This is a genomic window from Mesorhizobium sp. WSM4807 (assembly GCF_055811615.1).
Map to the genome: position 1 here is coordinate 85,068 of NZ_JBVVQY010000014.1, position 16,488 is coordinate 101,555.

At 64.2% G+C, this 16,488-nt stretch carries 16 protein-coding genes and 1 pseudogene; 9 read left to right on the forward strand and 8 right to left on the reverse strand.

All coding sequences use genetic code 11. From position 1 onward, the window contains the following. The first annotated feature begins 56 nt into the window (after positions 1 to 56). Together AC0L3N_RS19380 and AC0L3N_RS19385 are read left to right on the forward strand one after the other, a co-directional pair. The gene (locus AC0L3N_RS19380) at positions 57 to 308 is read left to right on the forward strand and encodes a type II toxin-antitoxin system RelE family toxin (RefSeq protein ID WP_473549105.1); all 252 of its coding nucleotides are present in this window, start codon (positions 57 to 59) and stop codon (positions 306 to 308) included. 14 nt (positions 309 to 322) lie between these two features. After that, a complete protein-coding gene (locus AC0L3N_RS19385) occupies positions 323 to 706 on the forward strand; it encodes a helix-turn-helix domain-containing protein (RefSeq protein WP_473549106.1) in 384 nt (127 codons plus the stop codon). Positions 707 to 718: 12 nt separating this feature from the next. Here AC0L3N_RS19385 and AC0L3N_RS19390 read toward each other — a convergent pair whose 3' ends face one another. The 4 genes and pseudogenes from AC0L3N_RS19390 to mntR form a co-directional block, all read right to left on the reverse strand. Then, positions 719 to 1,969: a TCR/Tet family MFS transporter gene (locus AC0L3N_RS19390; RefSeq protein WP_473549107.1), complete on the reverse strand. Its 1,251-nt coding sequence runs from the start codon at positions 1,967 to 1,969 to the stop codon at positions 719 to 721. 192 nt (positions 1,970 to 2,161) lie between these two features. Continuing rightward, positions 2,162 to 3,097, reverse strand: coding sequence for a KPN_02809 family neutral zinc metallopeptidase (gene ypfJ, locus AC0L3N_RS19395; protein ID WP_473549108.1), 936 nt, complete (start codon positions 3,095 to 3,097; stop codon positions 2,162 to 2,164). Between the two features lie 198 nt (positions 3,098 to 3,295). Then, on the reverse strand, positions 3,296 to 3,484 hold the full coding sequence (locus tag AC0L3N_RS19400; protein WP_123148374.1) for a hypothetical protein: 189 nt from the start codon (positions 3,482 to 3,484) through the stop codon (positions 3,296 to 3,298). Between the two features lie 96 nt (positions 3,485 to 3,580). After that, positions 3,581 to 3,950: pseudogene (gene mntR, locus AC0L3N_RS19405) on the reverse strand (manganese-binding transcriptional regulator MntR); the annotation flags it as partial. A gap of 94 nt (positions 3,951 to 4,044) precedes the next feature. On the opposite strand from mntR, the gene AC0L3N_RS19410 reads away from it, so the two are divergent. After that, entirely contained in the window at positions 4,045 to 4,887 is an 843-nt protein-coding gene (locus AC0L3N_RS19410) for a protein-L-isoaspartate O-methyltransferase family protein (RefSeq protein ID WP_473549109.1), read from the forward strand. A 147-nt stretch (positions 4,888 to 5,034) separates the two neighbouring features. Further along, the gene (locus AC0L3N_RS19415) at positions 5,035 to 5,688 is read left to right on the forward strand and encodes a dihydrofolate reductase family protein (RefSeq protein WP_123148540.1); all 654 of its coding nucleotides are present in this window, start codon (positions 5,035 to 5,037) and stop codon (positions 5,686 to 5,688) included. Positions 5,689 to 5,758: 70 nt separating this feature from the next. Here AC0L3N_RS19415 and AC0L3N_RS19420 read toward each other — a convergent pair whose 3' ends face one another. Further along, positions 5,759 to 6,628 (reverse strand): LysR family transcriptional regulator, encoded by an 870-nt coding sequence (locus AC0L3N_RS19420; RefSeq protein ID WP_473549110.1) that lies wholly within the window; start codon positions 6,626 to 6,628, stop codon positions 5,759 to 5,761. A gap of 96 nt (positions 6,629 to 6,724) precedes the next feature. On the opposite strand from AC0L3N_RS19420, the gene AC0L3N_RS19425 reads away from it, so the two are divergent. Continuing rightward, positions 6,725 to 7,324 (forward strand): LysE family translocator, encoded by a 600-nt coding sequence (locus AC0L3N_RS19425; RefSeq protein ID WP_123148541.1) that lies wholly within the window; start codon positions 6,725 to 6,727, stop codon positions 7,322 to 7,324. Positions 7,325 to 7,486: 162 nt separating this feature from the next. Here AC0L3N_RS19425 and AC0L3N_RS19430 read toward each other — a convergent pair whose 3' ends face one another. Then, entirely contained in the window at positions 7,487 to 8,665 is a 1,179-nt protein-coding gene (locus AC0L3N_RS19430; RefSeq protein ID WP_473549111.1) for an MFS transporter, read from the reverse strand. Between the two features lie 193 nt (positions 8,666 to 8,858). Here AC0L3N_RS19430 and AC0L3N_RS19435 point away from each other — a divergent pair, with 193 nt between their 5' ends. From AC0L3N_RS19435 to carB, 4 genes are all read left to right on the forward strand, one after another. Continuing rightward, entirely contained in the window at positions 8,859 to 9,215 is a 357-nt protein-coding gene (locus AC0L3N_RS19435; protein WP_123148377.1) for an ArsR/SmtB family transcription factor, read from the forward strand. Between the two features lie 458 nt (positions 9,216 to 9,673). Then, positions 9,674 to 10,432 (forward strand): metallophosphoesterase family protein, encoded by a 759-nt coding sequence (locus AC0L3N_RS19440; RefSeq protein WP_473527760.1) that lies wholly within the window; start codon positions 9,674 to 9,676, stop codon positions 10,430 to 10,432. Between the two features lie 212 nt (positions 10,433 to 10,644). After that, complete coding sequence (locus AC0L3N_RS19445) at positions 10,645 to 11,601, forward strand: SH3 domain-containing protein (RefSeq protein WP_473549112.1); 957 nt, start codon at positions 10,645 to 10,647, stop codon at positions 11,599 to 11,601. Between the two features lie 256 nt (positions 11,602 to 11,857). Further along, positions 11,858 to 15,355: a carbamoyl-phosphate synthase large subunit gene (carB, locus tag AC0L3N_RS19450; protein WP_473549113.1), complete on the forward strand. Its 3,498-nt coding sequence runs from the start codon at positions 11,858 to 11,860 to the stop codon at positions 15,353 to 15,355. 125 nt (positions 15,356 to 15,480) lie between these two features. Here the strand turns inward: carB and AC0L3N_RS19455 are convergent, their stop codons facing one another. Together AC0L3N_RS19455 and AC0L3N_RS19460 are read right to left on the reverse strand one after the other, a co-directional pair. Next, positions 15,481 to 15,945, reverse strand: a complete 465-nt coding sequence (locus AC0L3N_RS19455; protein WP_123148380.1) for a DUF6644 family protein — start codon at positions 15,943 to 15,945, stop codon at positions 15,481 to 15,483. Then, positions 15,946 to 16,335 (reverse strand): DUF6152 family protein, encoded by a 390-nt coding sequence (locus AC0L3N_RS19460; RefSeq protein WP_473489011.1) that lies wholly within the window; start codon positions 16,333 to 16,335, stop codon positions 15,946 to 15,948. It lies immediately after the preceding gene. Positions 16,336 to 16,488: the final 153 nt, after the last annotated feature.

Sequence of the window (16,488 nt, forward strand, 5' to 3'; positions counted from 1 at the left end):
AAGCCTTGGCAATAATATCGCTTAACTTTCCGCGATAAATCTGCGATATCATCACCGTGAAGACGATCATCCTCTCGGTGTCGGCGGCTCGCGATCTCGACAACCTGCCGGCCGATGTCCGCGAGCAGATCGCCGAAGGCCTGATCTCCTATGCCGTCAGCGGGCGGGGAGATATCAAGCGTCTTGCTGGCAGGGACGGCTACAGACTGCGGATCGGTCGCTACCGCGTCATATTCGATGAAGACCGCACGACGATCCTCGCGATCTATATCGGCAAACGCGAAACGACAACCTACCATCGGTCATAGCAGGACAGGACACCATGAACGCCCCGCAAATCATAAAGACGCCAACCGGAGAAGAACTGGTTGTTATCCCAAAGGCGGACTACGAGGCTCTGTTGCACGCGGCCGAAGAGGCTCTTGAAGACGCTGCGGATGTGGCGATTTACGACGAGCGAAAGGCCAGTCTCAAAACGGAAAAACCCCTGCCTGCGGATGTGACCATGGAAATTCTGCGGGGCTCCAGCCGGCTCAAGGCGCTGCGCAAATGGCGGCGCCTGACGCAGGCCGAATTGGCGACCACGGTCGGTGTCAGCCAGGGTTTTCTGTCGGATCTTGAATCCAATCGCCGTAAGCCATCGGCGCAGACCAGCGCGATGCTGGCGAAGGCACTGGATATTCCGGGCGAATGGATTGAATCCTAGTGCGCATGGCCCTTAGGCCACCGTCGCCGTCGTGACGTTCTTCACCGCGACCGGTCTTTCGACCCTGAGCACAAACGCGATCAGCGACAAAGCAAGAAAAATGCCGCCGAGCACGAAGGGCGCGCCGCCGAACGTCACCGGCGCGCTTGGCCCGGTGAACCAGGCGAAGATTCCGGTATAAAGCAACGGAGTGATGATGCTGGTGATCGAAAACACGCTCGTCATCGCACCCTGCAATTCGCCTTGCGCGGAGGGCGGCACCTTGGCCGCCGCCAGGCTCCGCAGCGGCGGGTCGGCCAGCGCCTCGAGGCAGGTCGCCACGATCACCGCATAGATCATCCAGCCCTTCCATGCCGCGGCATAGCCGAAGGCGGCGAGCGCGGTAAAGGCAAGGCCGATGGCAGCGGTCCGCCATTCGCCGAGCCGTGGAATGACGCGCGGCAGGACAAAACCCATCACCAGTGCGCCGCCGAGGCCGAAGACGCCGAGCGAGAAGCCGATCTGCTGTTCGCTCCAGCCGTAGCGGTAGCTGCCGACGAACGACCACACGGCAGGGTACATCATGTGGCCGAGCGTCATCAGGAAGAACACCAGCCCGATCCAGCCGATGCCATGATAGTTGCGCATCTGCTTCAGGGCGCCGAGAGGATTGGCGCGGCGCCACTCGAATCGCCGACGGTGGTGCTGCTCCAGGGTTTCCGGCAGGAAGAACCAGCCAACGATGAAGTTGATGAGAGCAAGCACCGCCGCGCCCCAGAACGGCACCCGCGGCCCGAACTCGCCAAGCAACCCGCCCAGCACCGGGCCGATGATGAAACCGACACCGAAGGCGATGCCAAGCAGGCCGAAATTCTTCGCCCTGTTCTCGTCGGTGCTGACATCGGCGATGAAGGCGGAGGCAGTCGAATAGCTGGCGCCGCTGATGCCGGCCAGCACCCGGCCGATGAACAGGACCGAATACGACCAGGCCACCGCGCAGATCAGATTGTCGATGGCGAAGGTCAGCACCGAGGCCAGCAGGATCGGGCGCCGGCCAAAGCGGTCGCTGAGATTGCCGACCAGCGGCGCGAACAGGAACTGCATGGCCGCGTAGACGAAGAACAGCCAGCCGCCTTCGATTGCCGCTTCGCTGACGCCGACGCCAGTCAGATCCTGCAGATAGGCCGGCAGCACCGGCATGATGATGCCGATGCCGGTGATGTCGAGCAGCAGCGTGGTGAAAACAAGCGCAAGGCCCCGCCTGGCGGTTTTGGCTTCGATCATGATGGTATCGACTCCTGGAGCCGCCTCGGAGCGAAGGCGGAAGGGCTCGTTATAGGCGAGTCAGCCGCTCAGAACAATAAGGGAACACGCCAGGAATTTTTATCCTGACATCAACTGTCGACATGAATGCGGCCACAACCCTGCATAACCGCCGGCGCTTCAACGGTCATTCGACAGGAAGGTCCGAGCACCTCAGATCGGAGTTTTGAACGTGTCGCAGTCCGAAAGCTTGCCGCTCCTGTAGCCGCGCGCCAGCCAGGTCTGCCGCTGCTGCGAGGTGCCATGATTGAAGCTTTCCGGCACGACATAGCCCTGCATCTTCTTCTGCATCGTGTCGTCGCCGATCTGCTGGGCGGCGTTCAGCGCCTCGTCCATGTCGCCCTGCTCCAGGATTCCCTTCTGCCCGGTGAAATGCGCCCAGACGCCGGCGAAGCAATCGGCCTGAAGCTCGACCTGCACCGACATGCGGTTGGCCTCGGCCTCGCCCATTTGCTGCCGCATCTGATTGAACTTGGGCAGGATACCGGTGATGTTCTGCACATGGTGGCCGACCTCATGCGCGATCACATAGGCCTGGGCGAAATCGCCCGAGGCGCCGAATTGCTGGTCGAGCTGCTGGAAGAAAGTGGTGTCGAGATAGACCTTGCGGTCGCCGGGGCAGTAAAACGGGCCGGCCGCGGAAGAGGCGAAGCCGCAAGCCGAACGAATTTGCCCGCTGAACAGAACCAGTTTGGGGTCTTCGTAGGTGAGGCCCTCGGCCTTGAAAAGGCCGGTCCAGGTCTCCTCGGTCTCGGCCAGCACCGTCGAGACGAACTGCTTCATCTCATCGGAAGCCGGCGCGCCGGTGCCACCGCCCTGTTCTCCGCTGTTGTCGGTGATCTGATCGCCGCCTGGCAGCAAGCCGCCACCGCCGCCGGCCAGGATCTGCAGAGGGTCGATGCCAATGGCCTTCAGCCCGAAATAGAGGATCACGAGAATGATGATGGTCGACAGCGACATCCCACCGCCGGAGCGGCCGCCGACCGGGATGCGGAACCGACCGGGGCCGCCGCCTGGCAGGTTGAACCCGCCGCCCTGGCCGCGTCGGTCTTCGACATTGTCACTTTGACGACGACCCTTCCAGAGCATGGCAACTCTCCGCGACGCGTATCGGTAACCTGCCGATCTCATGGCCCGATCCGACCCAACAAACAATTATCTCAATGGTTGCGCCAAGTCACAGTATTTTTCGTATGAAGGGCCGCCGGCTCTGGGGTGGATCGATGCACGACACCCGCGGCTGAGAAGCCTGCCGGCGCCTTTTTTGGTCCGTACTTGGCGTTACGCTCAGATCTTCTGCTTGGTACCCGCGCTCTTGCCGTCCGAGCTCTTCGAGCGCTCCTCGAAGCGGGCCTCACCCTTCTTGAGCGGGCGTCCAGTATCCGCTTCGGTCTTGCGTTCGTCCTTCGCCGCAGCCTGCTTCAATCCCTTGGCCGCTTGCTTGCCCTTCGCTGTCGGTGCCTGTTCAACGCCCATGGTATCCTCCTCGGTCTCGCGCCAATCGCGTGGCACGATCTCAAACGCAGCGGCAACGCGGCGGTTCCGGCAGGACTGTCGGCAATGGCGGTAGACTTAGCGTGTCGCCGTCATTGCGTTGCGAAACGTTTCTAGCGTCTCGGCGCTGACATGGTGCTCGATGCCCTCGGCATTGATACGCGCCGTTTCGGCGCTGACGCCGAGCGAACGCAGCAAGGCTTCCACCGTCTGATGGCGAATGCGGATTTCTTCCGCAACCTTGCGGCCGGCATCGGTCAGGAACACGCCACGGTAAGGTTTCCTGGAAACGAGCCCATCCGCGCACAGCCGTGTCGGCATCTTGGCCACGGTCGGCTGGGCGACGCCGAGCCGCGCCGCGATATCGACCTGGCGCGTCGTTGCCATCCTCGATCAGGTTGGCGATGAGCTTGACATAATCCTCGACCAGCGCACTGCGACGCGCTTCGCCGGCTTCGGCTGAGGGTTTCTCGGCCGTGCATTGAGTGAGCTCGTGGGGCTAGCGCGACAATTCGGCCAGTTGCGCTATCTTCTGACGCGACATGACCAGAATTGCCGAAGCCCGAAAATTCTACGCACGACTGATGGCTGCCAATGCAGGTTCGGCCGATCCACGTCTCGAAGCAGCTTTCGCCGCGGTGTCGCGCGAAGCTTTTCTCGGGCCCGGGCCGTGGACGGTCGTCGCCGGCAACGGCAAGGTAGAAACGCCGAGCGCCGATCCTGTTCACATCTATCAGAACGTGCTGGTGTCACTCGACGCCGCCAAGGGCATCAACAATGGCGAGCCGTTTCTGCATGCCATGTGGATCGGCAAGGTGGCGCCAAAACCCGGCGAGACGGTCACCCATGTCGGCGCCGGCACCGGCTACTACACGGCTCTGCTGGCACAGCTGGTTTCGCCGGACGGCGCAGTCGCCGCCTTCGAACTGGAATCCAGTCTCGCCGACCGCGCGAGAAAGAATCTCGAAGCCTATGGCAATGTGACCGTCATCCATGGCGATGCGGTCATCGGCAGCTTGCCACCGTCCGACATCATCTATGTCAATGCCGGCGTCGCAGCACCACCGGCCGAGTGGCTGAAGGCGCTGAAGCCCGGCGCCCGCATGGTATTTCCGTGGCGTCCAGCCGAGCGCGTTGGCCTGGCGGTGATGGTAACCCGCACCCAACAGGGTTTTGCCTGCGACCCGTTCATGCGGTCATGGTTCATCCCTTGCATCGGTGCCTCGGCGGCAACTCCCGCACTGAAGATCCTCGACCGCGATAAGGCGGCACGCAGCCGTTCGATCTGGCTGACGGCCGACAAGGCGCCGAACCGCACCGCCATTGCCATCATCGGCGACGTCTGGTTCTCGTCGCAAGATGTTGGCGGCAGGCGGTCGCAATGACGTCGCCGAGGCGAGGCATCCGATGCTTGCCCGTCGCCGGCTGCAGCGCAGGAACTTTTTTCCGGCCCTGTCGGACCGGCGTCCGCTCGCACGTCCTTTGGCCGAAATCCGGCACCGACGGCCCGGATAATGAAAAGGGAGAATCCAATGAGGAAGATCATCACTGCGACATTCGTCAGCCTCGACGGCGTCATGCAGGCGCCTGGCGGGCCGGAAGAAGACCCGGTCGGCGGCTTCGAATTCGGTGGCTGGACGTTCCATTACTGGGACGACGTCGGGGGCGCCTTTATCGGTGAGATCTTCGCAAAACCCTTCGCGCTGCTCCTCGGCCGCAAGACCTACGACATCTTCGCCGCGCATTGGCCGTACCAGAAGAGCGGTCCGATCGCCGACAGCTTCAACGCCGCCACCAAATATGTGGCCACCCACCGGCCCGATACGCTGTCATGGCAAAACAGCCAGTCGCTGGGCGACGACGTCGTGGCGGCACTGCGCCAGCTCAAGCAGGAGGACGGCCCCGACCTGCTCGTCCAGGGTTCGAGCGAGCTGATCCAGACCTTGCTCGCCAACGACCTTATCGATGAGATCAGCCTGTTGACCTTCCCGCTGGTGCTGGGCAAGGGCAAGCGGCTGTTAGGCAGCGGCGCAATGCCGGCGGCTTTCAAGCTGAACCGCTCACAGGCATCGACCACCGGCGTCATTATGGCGACCTACCAACGCGCCGGTGAGATCAAGACTGGATCCTTCGCCCAGGAACAGCCGTCCGAAGCCGAGATCGAGAGACGCCGAACCTGGAAATAGACGACCGCACAAGCGCGCACCGCGTTAACGGGATGGCCGAGCACCGGCTGTCCCCTTGCTATTTTGCCGATCACGCCGCCTGTTGCCGCCGGGCCAGTCCGTCGCGGATACACGCGGCAAATTCCCGCGCCGCCGGCCCGACCCCATGCTTCGGCAGATGCAAATTGATCGAGAAATTCGGCAAGGCCGGCAGCTCCGGATCGGCGGACAGAATATCAAGATCGCTGGGCACCGTGGAGGCCAGCCAGGTCGTGACGGCCAGATCCGAACGCACAGTCGCCGTCGTCGCGTCGAGGTTGCCGTTCTCGAACACGGTCCGCCATTCCAGCCCGTGCTCGTTGAGCGCCGCCAGCACCGCAGGGCGGAAGGCACAGGTGTCGGCCACCATCGAAACCGGCAAGGGCCGCTTGCGGCGGGCTATGCCGCCTTTGGCGCCGACCCAGACCAGCCGGTCGATGGCGAGACATTCGCCGGCGGACGGACCGACCGGTTCCTCGATCACGGCAAGGTCTATCGTGCCAGCTGCCAATGCCGCCGCAAGCTCCGGCGACGAGGCGCAGACCAGCGAAATCTCGACCTGCGGATAGGTCTCAGCATAGGTCTTCAGCACCGGCGCAAGCATGGTGCCAACCAGATCATACGGCACGCCGAGCCGCACCTCACCCGCGACCGCGCTGATCGCCATATCGGCCCAGATCTCGTCATTCAGGGAGAGCAGGCGCTTGCCCTTACCGAACAGTCGCTCCCCGGAACGGGTCAGTCTCAGGCCGCGCCGGTCGCGCTCGAATAGGCTGCAGCCGAGAACCTCCTCCAGCCGCTTGATCTGCTGGCTGACGGCGCCCTGCGTCAGGTGCAGCGCGTTCGCCGCCGCCGTCATGCTGGCCGTGTCGGCGACGGTGGCGAAGGTCCGGATCAGGGCCGTGTCGAGATTGCGGATCATAGTTGCATTATATTCTCTAATGCCAACCATGACAAACATTGCATTTACTGATGCACGCTCATGCTTAGCATGCTGGTTCCCAACAGAGGAAACAGCATGCTTGAGGCCATCCTTCCGCTCGTCCTGTTTGCGCTGGTCTCGACCTCCACGCCCGGCATGGCCACGACCTTGTCGACAGCGTCCGGGGCACAGTTCGGCTTTCGCCGCTCGGTTCCGCTGATGGCCGGCAGTGCGGCCGGCCTAGCCACGGTGGCTGCGGCAGGTGCGGCCGGGCTCGCCGGCCTGTTGGCAGCCGCTCCGTCCCTGCAGCTGGCGATGAAGATAGCCGGATCACTCTATCTGATCTGGCTCGCATGGAAGATCGGCCGCAGCGGTCCACCCAATCTGGACGTGTCCATGTCCAAGCCGAACAGCTTTTTCGGTGGCGCGGGCCTGCAATGGATGAACCCCAAGGGTTGGGCCATGGGTCTGGGAGCGGCGGCATCCTTTGCCGCCCTCGCCAACGGACCGCTGCAGCTCGCCTTTCTGCTCGGCACGGTCTTCGGCCTGGCAGCCGCGCTGTCACTGTCGGCGTGGTGCGTGGCGGGCACGCTGCTCGCGCGGTTGCTCAGAACCGAGCGGCAGTGGCGCGTGCTCAACGCCGTGCTTGGGCTGCTGCTGGCCGCCTCGATCATTCCGATGTGGCAGCCAGCATAGATGCTGATGTTCAGGCGGCGTAGCCCAGCAGCGTTTCGAGGACATAGTCGACAAGGAGCAGGCGGCAAGCCTGCGCGCGGCGCTGGATGACATCGCCGCGCTGGATTTTGGTATACCGCCGGCGGCGCCCCTGAGGTCTCGGACGGCCGGCGGTAGCCACACTTACTCCGCCGGCATGGCAATCGCCCGCGCCGCCCGGTGGCGGGCCAGCATGACGCCAAGACCCAGAATCGGGAACACTGCTGCGACCAGGCCGAGATCGGTTGGCGCGCCATAGCGCAGCACCGCGCCACCGACGACGGCGCCCAGCGCCACGCCGAGATAGAGCGCCGACCCGTTGAGCGACAGCACGATGGGCGCGGCGTCGGGCGCCAGCCTGATGATGCGGCTGGCCTGCGCCGGAGGGAAGGCCCAGCCGACGATGCCCCACGGCACCATCATGGCCATCAGCGCCGGCCCGGCGATGCTGTGCGGCAGGAATGCCGGGATGACCGAAAGCATGACCAGCATGACCGCACTCAGCGCCAGCGACCAGCTGACGGTGCGCGTCGCGCCGAAGCGATCGGCAGCCTGCCCGCCGGCGATGTTGCCGATAACGGCGCCGACGCCGAAGGCAAGCAGCATGCCGGGCAGCGCGATCGGGCTCAAGCCGCCGCCTTCGATGGCTAGCGGCGCGACAAAGGCAAAGACCGTGAAGGCGCCGGTGAGCGCCAGCAGCGTGGTCAGCAGGATCGATGGCACGCCGGGGCGAAGGATTGCGGCCAGCCGCTGCCTGAGCGGCAGCTTGGTGCCGACAATGCCGCGCGGCAGCCGGTACCACAGGATTGCGCCGGCCAGTGCGCCGAGCCCGGCGATGGCAAAGAACGTGCCGCGCCAGCCGACAACGGTCGCGACAAGCGCGCCAAGCGGTGCGCCGACCGCCACCGCCACCGTAGTGCCGCCGACAACGACGGCAATGGCGCGGGCGCGGTGATGATCATCGACAAGCGCCACGGCCGTCCCCTGCGCCGTCGCCGCAAACAGGCCGGACGACAGCGCCATGACGATGCGCGCGATCAGCAGCAATTCGAAAGAGGAACTCAGAGCCGCCGCCAGATTGCCCAGCACGAAAAACACCAGCGTCCATAAGATGACGCGCCGCCGGTCCCATTCGCCGGTGAGCGTCGCCAGGATCGGCGTGCCGAGCGCATAGGCGAGCGCAAAGGCGGTGATCAGCGCGCCGGCGAGTGGAACGGAGATGGCGGCATCGGCCGCGATGTCGGGCAACAGGCTTGAAATGACGAAGCCTTCGGTCGCGATCGTGAAAGACCCGAGCGCAAGCCAGATGAGGCGCTTGTCCATGGCAACAAATCCTTAGTTCAAAAGTTATTGAACAATTGTACATAATGGGGCATGGTGTCAATGAAGCCACCCGAGAATAGCGGAACCCTCCTGACAGCTCTATGTCAGGACAAGGTGGCGGGAGGTAGAAACTGCGTGCATCCGCCAGGAGAGATGCGTTGAAATCGGCCCTGATTGCGCTTAGTTCTCCGGCATGACACTGCCCCACCCTGCCGCCGACCAGATCAGCCTGTCGAACGTGCTTGCCGTGCTCGGCGATCCGACGCGGCTGGCCATCGTGCGCTATCTCGCCAGCAAGGAAGGCGTGCCGCTGAATTGCAGCCAGTTCCTCGATCTCGGCTCAAAAACCAATCTCAGCTACCACCTGGCCAAATTGCGCGAGGCCGGCGTCACCCGCACGGAAGTGGTCGGCACCAGCCGGCTGATCACGCTGCGCCGCGACGATCTCAATGCCCGCTTTCCGGGCCTGCTCGATAGCGTCATTGCCGCCGCCGTCGATGACCCAGCTCTGCCCGCGGTCGGCGCCTCCGAGATCGAAGTCCGCGCCTGAGGCCGTAACTCGCCCCCGTGTAACAGGCAGGGCAACCGCGTTTGGATTCTTGCGAAGGTGGACCCCCACCCTAACCCTCCCCACAAGGGGGAGGGAACGCTGCCGCGCGCCTTTAACTTCCCCTCTGGCGCCGAAAGGCAGGCAATTTGCCGAGGTCCGTGCCAACGGAAGTCTCCCTCCCCCTTGTGGGTGGTTGGACTGGGGACATCGCGCTTCTGTCCTTGAACGGCATCCCGAACCCCTCGCGCACAATGCGCAAAACTGTTCGCGATGTCCTCGCACACCTGTTCGCGATGTCCCCAGTCCAAACAGTGGGGAGGGTTAGGGGTGGGGTACATCGTAGAGCGAAAGCCTCGGCTTTCCAGCTGCGGTAGCCCTGATGTAACAGGGGAGAGGAACCAAAGTCTGCCAGGCCCGCCCTTCCCGACCAGTCATTCGTCGACCCTACGGAGCTTCCCATGCGCATTGCCGTCCTCGCCGATATTCACGGCAACATCGTCGCCCTGGACGCCGTGCTCGACGATCTCAGCCAGCGCGGCAGTGCTGACCTCATCGTCAATCTCGGCGATTGCGTCTCCGGCCCGCTCTGGCCGCGCGAAACCATGGAGCGGCTTGAAGCGCTCGCCTTGCCGACGGTGCGCGGCAATCACGACCGCCGCGTCGCCCGCGACGCCGCCGATGAAGCCATGTGGCCGTCCGACCGCTACGCGCAGGAGCGGCTGACATCGGCGCAGCGCGAGGCGCTGTTCGCCTTGCCTCTCACGCTGGAGATCGCGCCTGACGTGACCGCCTTCCATGCCCGGCCCGACCACGACGAAAAATATCTGACCGATACGATAGAAGATGGCCGGCTGGTGCGAGCACCACTGGCCGCCATCAAGCGACGGCTGGCCGCGCTCGATCCGGCTTGCCGCATCGTGCTGTGCGGTCACAGTCACCGCAGCGAGCTGATCCGAATCCCAGGCGGCCCGGTCGTCTTCAATCCGGGCAGCATCGGCTGTCCCGCTTATGGCGATTCGACACCGCCGGCGCATGTCTCCGAGCAAGGCTCCCCACATGCGCGCTACGGCATCGTCGACCTGGGTGAGCCGGGCCGCCCCGACCGCTTCGAGGCCATTGCCGTCGACTATGATCACGAGGCGGCGGCGCGGCAAGCCGAACAGGCGGGGCGGCCGGAATGGGCCTACGCGCTGCGCACCGGATTTATGTCCGGCTGAACGCAACGCGTTCATGTCCGGCTGAACGCGGAAACGCGTTCATGCCGCACGCTGAGCTTGCTCATGCCGCACACTGAACACGTTGACGTCGCAGCCGCATTTTCGGGCTTACATAGCGCCACGTCGTCGCTTATAAAATCGACTTGGCCAGCGGTGGCGTTTCCGTACCTGGCCGCGCCTTCGGTAATGAATCTATCGCCACGGCCAACATAATGAGGCGCACAGTTACGCTCCGAACGACACTGTACGCGCTCACTGCCCCTCTCCTGCTAACGGCGCTGCTGCCGGCCAGGGCCGAGGAGGCGCCGGTCGTGTCCATCGTGACCGACCTCGCTCCAGGCGATCTCCTGAACGTCCGCGCCACGGCGTCGGCGATAGGCAAGATCAAGGCTCGGCTGCCGAATGGTACGAGCGTGAACAATCTCGGCTGCAACGACGTCAATGGCCACCGCTGGTGCAAGGTTGCAGAAATCGACAACCCGCAACTGACCGGATGGGCTCCTGCGCGCTACCTGAACCCTGAGAATCCGGTGGCGGTTTCGGATGCGGATACTGATCCGACCGGCGAAGGCACCGCCTCTGCAGCCGAGGCCGCGAACCCGGCAACCGCAGACCAACCGCTGCCCGACCTGACAGCGCGCCTGGGCGCGACCGATCCCGAAACCACAATGACAGCCGCTGAGGCAATCGGCAGGGCCGCCATCGAGGACGCTTACCGCCTGGCGCTCGCTACCAGCGGAAATCCTTCGATCGAGGAGATGCAGACGGCCGCGGCGGCGAAAGCGAGCCAAAATCGCGCCGCCAATGCAGCGGCTCCGGCCAACGCACAAACCGTTGCGCGGCTGCAGCCGCCGGGGCGGCCCGCGCCGGCGCTGGGTGCCCGCAACGAGATTCCTTGCGCGCGCTATGTCGGCCAGCCGATGACCAGCTGCAAGGCGGGCGTTGTCCACACCGGCGACAAGGCCGAGGTGACCGTGACCTGGCCCGATGGCGGCACGCGCGTCATCAGCTTCCAGGCCGGTCGGCCCGCCGGTTCGAATGCATCAGGCGAATTCCGCTACACCCGCGAGGGCAGCCTGAACCTGATCCGTGTCGGCGTTTCCGAACGCTTCGAGATTACCGACGACCTGGCGCTGGGGGATGAGTGGCTAAGGGGAATAAGGCAGTAGGGCAGTAGGGCAATATGTTTAAAAGGCGCTCGAACCACTGCCCTACTGCCCTACTGCCCTACTGCCCTACTGCCCTACTGCCCTACTGCCCTACTGCCCTACTGCCCTACTGCCCTACTCGCATTTTAGGGGGTTACATCAGGCAAAACTCTTCCCTATAAGGCCCTCCTAGCCTGATACCAGAATCGCGAGCACAACCGGCCGGGTCTTCCCGTCCGGTTTTTCGTGCAAGCCGCCTGCCGAACGGACCCTCGATATGCCAAGACGCACCGACATCAAGTCGATTCTGATCATCGGGGCCGGCCCCATCGTCATCGGTCAGGCCTGCGAGTTCGACTATTCCGGCACCCAGGCCTGCAAGGCGCTCAAGCAAGAGGGTTTTCGCGTCATCCTGGTCAATTCCAACCCGGCCACCATCATGACCGACCCGGAATTGGCCGACGCCACCTATATCGAGCCGATCACGCCCGAAGTGGTGGCCAAGATCATCGCCAAGGAGCGGCCGGACGCCCTGCTGCCGACCATGGGCGGCCAGACCGCGCTCAACACCGCACTGTCGCTGCGCCGCATGGGCGTTCTCGAGCGCTACAATGTCGAGATGATCGGCGCCGACGCCACGGCAATAGACAAGGCCGAGGACCGCGCTTTGTTTCGCGAGGCGATGAAGAAGATCGGCCTGGAAACGCCGAAGTCGAGGCTGGCCAACGCCACCGACGTCAAGAACGCCGACCGCAAGACGCACGAGGCCGAACGCGCCGCGCTGAAGGCCGAGAAGCCCGAAAACCTCGACGCCGCGCTCGACGCGCTCGAAACGCGCTGGAACCTCGGCGAGGGCGACCGCAAGCAGCGCTACATCAGCCACGGCATGGCGATCGCCGCACAGGCGCTCGACCATGTCGGCCTTCCCGCCATCATCCGCCCGTCCTTCACCATGGGCGGCACCGGCGGCGGCATCGCCTACAACCGCGCCGAATTCTACGAGATCGTCCAGTCCGGCCTCGACGCCTCGCCGACCACCGAAGTGCTGATCGAGGAAAGCGTGCTCGGCTGGAAGGAGTACGAGATGGAGGTCGTCCGCGACAAGGCCGACAACTGCATCATCATCTGCTCGATCGAGAACATCGACCCGATGGGCGTGCACACCGGCGATTCGATCACCGTCGCCCCTGCCCTGACCTTGACCGACAAAGAATATCAGATGATGCGCAACGCCTCGATCGCGGTGCTGCGCGAGATCGGCGTCGAGACCGGCGGTTCCAACGTTCAGTTCGCCGTCAACCCGGCCGACGGCCGCCTGGTGGTGATCGAGATGAACCCGCGCGTCTCCCGCTCGTCGGCACTGGCATCCAAGGCGACCGGCTTTCCGATCGCCAAGATCGCGGCCAAGCTCGCCGTTGGCTACACGCTGGACGAGCTGGAGAACGATATCACCGGCGGCGCCACGCCCGCCTCGTTCGAGCCGTCGATCGATTACGTCGTCACAAAAATCCCGCGCTTTGCCTTCGAGAAATTCCCCGGCGCCGAGCCGGTGCTGACCACGGCGATGAAGTCGGTCGGCGAGGTCATGGCCATCGGCCGCACTTTTCAGGAATCGCTGCAGAAGGCGCTGCGTGGGCTTGAAACCGGCCTGACCGGTCTGGACGAGATCGAGATCCCCGGCATCGCGCACGGCGCAGCCAGCCACGCCGACGACCGCAACGCCATCCGCGCCGCGCTGGGCACGCCGACGCCCGACCGGCTGCGCATGGTGGCGCAGGCCATCCGCATGGGCACCTCGCTCGAAGACGTCCACGCCATGTGCAAGATCGACCCGTGGTTCCTCGAGCAGATCGCCGGCATCCTGGCCATGGAAGACCGCATCCGCGAGCACGGCATTCCCGAGGACGCCGCCAATCTGCGCATGCTGAAGGCGATGGGTTTCTCCGATGCCCGCCTCGCGTCGCTGGTCCGGAAAGACGTCGAAGATGTACAAAGGATACGCGAAAAGCTCGACGTTCATCCGGTTTACAAGCGCATCGACACCTGTGCCGCCGAGTTCGCCTCGCCCACCGCCTACATGTATTCGACCTATGAGACGCCTTTCGCCGGCGCGCTCGCCAACGAGGCGCAGGTCTCGTCGCGCAAGAAGGTTGTCATCCTCGGCGGCGGCCCGAACCGCATCGGCCAGGGCATCGAGTTCGACTATTGCTGCTGCCACGCGGCCTTCGCGCTGCGCGATGCCGGGTTCGAGGCGATCATGGTCAACTGCAATCCGGAGACCGTCTCGACTGACTACGACACGTCGGACCGGCTCTATTTCGAGCCGCTGACGCCGGAGGACGTGCTGGAGATCCTGCGCGCCGAACAGGCGTCGGGCGAGTTGGTCGGCGTCATCGTCCAGTTCGGCGGCCAGACGCCGCTGAAGCTGGCGGATGCGCTGGAGAAGGCCGGCATCCCGATCCTCGGCACTTCGCCCGACATGATCGATCTCGCCGAAGACCGCGACCGTTTCCAGAAGCTGCTGCACAAGCTCGGCCTCAGCCAGCCAAAGAACGGCATCGCCTATTCGGTCGAGCAGGCCCGCCTCGTCGCCGGCGAGCTCGGCTTCCCGCTGGTGGTGCGCCCGTCCTATGTGCTCGGCGGCCGCGCCATGCAGATCATCCACGACGAAAGCATGCTGCAGACCTACCTGCTCGACACCGTGCCCGGCCTGGTGCCGGAGGACATCAAGCAGAAATACCCCAACGACAAGACCGGCCAGATCAACACGCTCCTGGGCAAGAACCCGCTGCTGTTCGACACTTATCTCTCGGGCGCCATCGAGGTCGATGTCGACTGCCTGTGCGACGGCAAGTCGACCTTCGTCTCCGGCATCCTGGAACATATCGAGGAGGCCGGCATCCATTCGGGCGACAGTGCCTGCTCGCTGCCGGTGCACGCCCTGCCTTCCGACCTCGTCGACGAGTTGGAGCGCCAGACGGCGGCGCTCGCCCGCGCGCTCAATGTCGGCGGGCTGATGAACGTGCAATATGCGATCAAGGACGGCACCGTCTATGTGCTGGAGGTCAATCCGCGGGCGTCGCGCACCGTGCCCTTCGTCGCCAAGACCATCGGCCGTCCCATTGCGAAAATTGCCGCCCGCATCATGGCCGGCGAGACCCTCGAAGACGCCTTCGCCCACTATGGCGCCATGCCCGACCCCAGAAATCCCGGCCACATCGCGGTCAAGGAAGCAGTGTTCCCCTTCGCCCGCTTCCCCGGCGTCGACATATTGCTCGGCCCGGAAATGCGCTCGACCGGCGAGGTCATGGGCCTCGACCGCGACTTCGCGCTGGCCTTCGCCAAGAGCCAGTTAGGGGCCGGCGTCGACCTGCCGCGCTCCGGCACGCTGTTCGTCTCGGTGCGCGACGACGACAAGAAGGGCATCTTGCCGGCGGTCAAGCGCCTTGCCGGCCAGGGTTTTAAGGTAATGGCCACCTCAGGCACCGCGCGCTTCCTCGCCGAGAACGGCGTCGTCGCCGAGAAAATAAACAAGGTGCTGGAAGGCCGCCCGCACATCGAGGACGCCATCCGCAACCGCCAGGTGCAGATCGTCTTCAACACCACGGACGGCCAGAAGGCGGTGTCGGACTCAAAGTCGCTGCGCCGCGCCACGCTGATGCAGAAAGTGCCGTATTACACGACGCTGTCGGGTGCGGCTGCGGTGGCTGAGGCTATTGCGGCGCTGAGGGCGGGGAGCCTGGAGGTTAGGCCGCTGCAGGAGTATTTTGCCTGAGGCGACTAGCCAATCTCCCTCCTTGTGGGGGAGATGGCCGGCAGGGGGGGTGCTGTCCCGCCAACGCTGCGATTTCTACAGCACCCTGATCCGTCCAGGGCAATCGAACCGAGCCGACGCTCACCTCAGTTGAGAAACCCAATAAACCGTCCGGCGAACAGCACCGACGTCCACAGAGCCATCGACAGCACCGCCAGGATTGTGACGGTGCCGCCGGCCGGCTCGTCACCGCCTTTTGCGCGGCGCATGAAGACGAAGAAGTTGGCGCCGGCGAGAAGGATAAGTGTCATCTTGGTGAGGAAAATCGGCATCGCCGCGTACTCGCTCGCCCTGACTGAAAAGAGCAGCGAGCCCGTGACAAGCGCGCCGGCGAACGCGGCAAATGCAGTGCGGCGCAGCAGCGCAATGAACTCCGCGTAGGGCAGCGAACGGAAGGCGCCGAGGATCCTGAGGTCCATCAGCCAGACGCTGGTCAGCAGCGCGCCGATCGACATGATGTGCAGCGCGTTGACTATGGGATAGGCGACGAAGGAGGCCTTCAGTGCCCGCACCAAGGCGAGTTGCTCGATGCCGGCGAGGAGCTCGTCCATTCAGGCCGGCGGCACGCGGTCGGGATAAACATCATAAGTCTTGCCATTGACGATAATGCGGGATGCTTTCATCCACTTCTCGGTCTCGTCGCGCGAGCGGTGGCCGATCGCGGTCACCTCGTCGCCGACTTTGGCGACCTCCTCGGTGAAGCCGGCGGCGATCGTCCGGGACGGCGGCGCCAAATCCACCCGCCAGACCTCGCCCTCTGCGTCGACATCCAGCGTGGCGTGCGGATTGCCGATATAGATGGCCGTGATCTTGCCCCGGAGTTCGAAAAAACCTTCCTCGGTCCACGACCAGCCGTGATGGGCATAGGCTGCGGTGGCGGCGGCAAGCATCACTGCTGCTGTCAGCGCGACGCTCCGAATCCCGTTGAAAGGTGACTGCATCGCTCGTCTCCTCGGCTCATGCCGTCAGTATTCGAGAGTAGGTCACCGCGCGGCAACGTCAAATCACATCGGTGCGAAGGCCTTCCGCGACGGCCGCCATGTGCCGTTCGTCCAGGCGCTGCCCGATCAATCACCGGCCCGATCAATCACTGG

Coding starts and splice junctions, on each gene's coding strand:
- AC0L3N_RS19385 (WP_473549106.1), top strand. CDS start 323: ATGAACGCCCCGCAAATCATAAAGACGCCAACCGGAGAAGAACTGGTT.
- AC0L3N_RS19390 (WP_473549107.1), bottom strand. CDS start 1,969: ATGATCGAAGCCAAAACCGCCAGGCGGGGCCTTGCGCTTGTTTTCACC.
- ypfJ (WP_473549108.1), bottom strand. CDS start 3,097: ATGCTCTGGAAGGGTCGTCGTCAAAGTGACAATGTCGAAGACCGACGC.
- AC0L3N_RS19400 (WP_123148374.1), bottom strand. CDS start 3,484: ATGGGCGTTGAACAGGCACCGACAGCGAAGGGCAAGCAAGCGGCCAAG.
- AC0L3N_RS19410 (WP_473549109.1), top strand. CDS start 4,045: ATGACCAGAATTGCCGAAGCCCGAAAATTCTACGCACGACTGATGGCT.
- AC0L3N_RS19415 (WP_123148540.1), top strand. CDS start 5,035: ATGAGGAAGATCATCACTGCGACATTCGTCAGCCTCGACGGCGTCATG.
- AC0L3N_RS19420 (WP_473549110.1), bottom strand. CDS start 6,628: ATGATCCGCAATCTCGACACGGCCCTGATCCGGACCTTCGCCACCGTC.
- AC0L3N_RS19425 (WP_123148541.1), top strand. CDS start 6,725: ATGCTTGAGGCCATCCTTCCGCTCGTCCTGTTTGCGCTGGTCTCGACC.
- AC0L3N_RS19430 (WP_473549111.1), bottom strand. CDS start 8,665: ATGGACAAGCGCCTCATCTGGCTTGCGCTCGGGTCTTTCACGATCGCG.
- AC0L3N_RS19435 (WP_123148377.1), top strand. CDS start 8,859: ATGACACTGCCCCACCCTGCCGCCGACCAGATCAGCCTGTCGAACGTG.
- AC0L3N_RS19440 (WP_473527760.1), top strand. CDS start 9,674: ATGCGCATTGCCGTCCTCGCCGATATTCACGGCAACATCGTCGCCCTG.
- AC0L3N_RS19445 (WP_473549112.1), top strand. CDS start 10,645: ATGAGGCGCACAGTTACGCTCCGAACGACACTGTACGCGCTCACTGCC.
- carB (WP_473549113.1), top strand. CDS start 11,858: ATGCCAAGACGCACCGACATCAAGTCGATTCTGATCATCGGGGCCGGC.
- AC0L3N_RS19455 (WP_123148380.1), bottom strand. CDS start 15,945: ATGGACGAGCTCCTCGCCGGCATCGAGCAACTCGCCTTGGTGCGGGCA.
- AC0L3N_RS19460 (WP_473489011.1), bottom strand. CDS start 16,335: ATGCAGTCACCTTTCAACGGGATTCGGAGCGTCGCGCTGACAGCAGCA.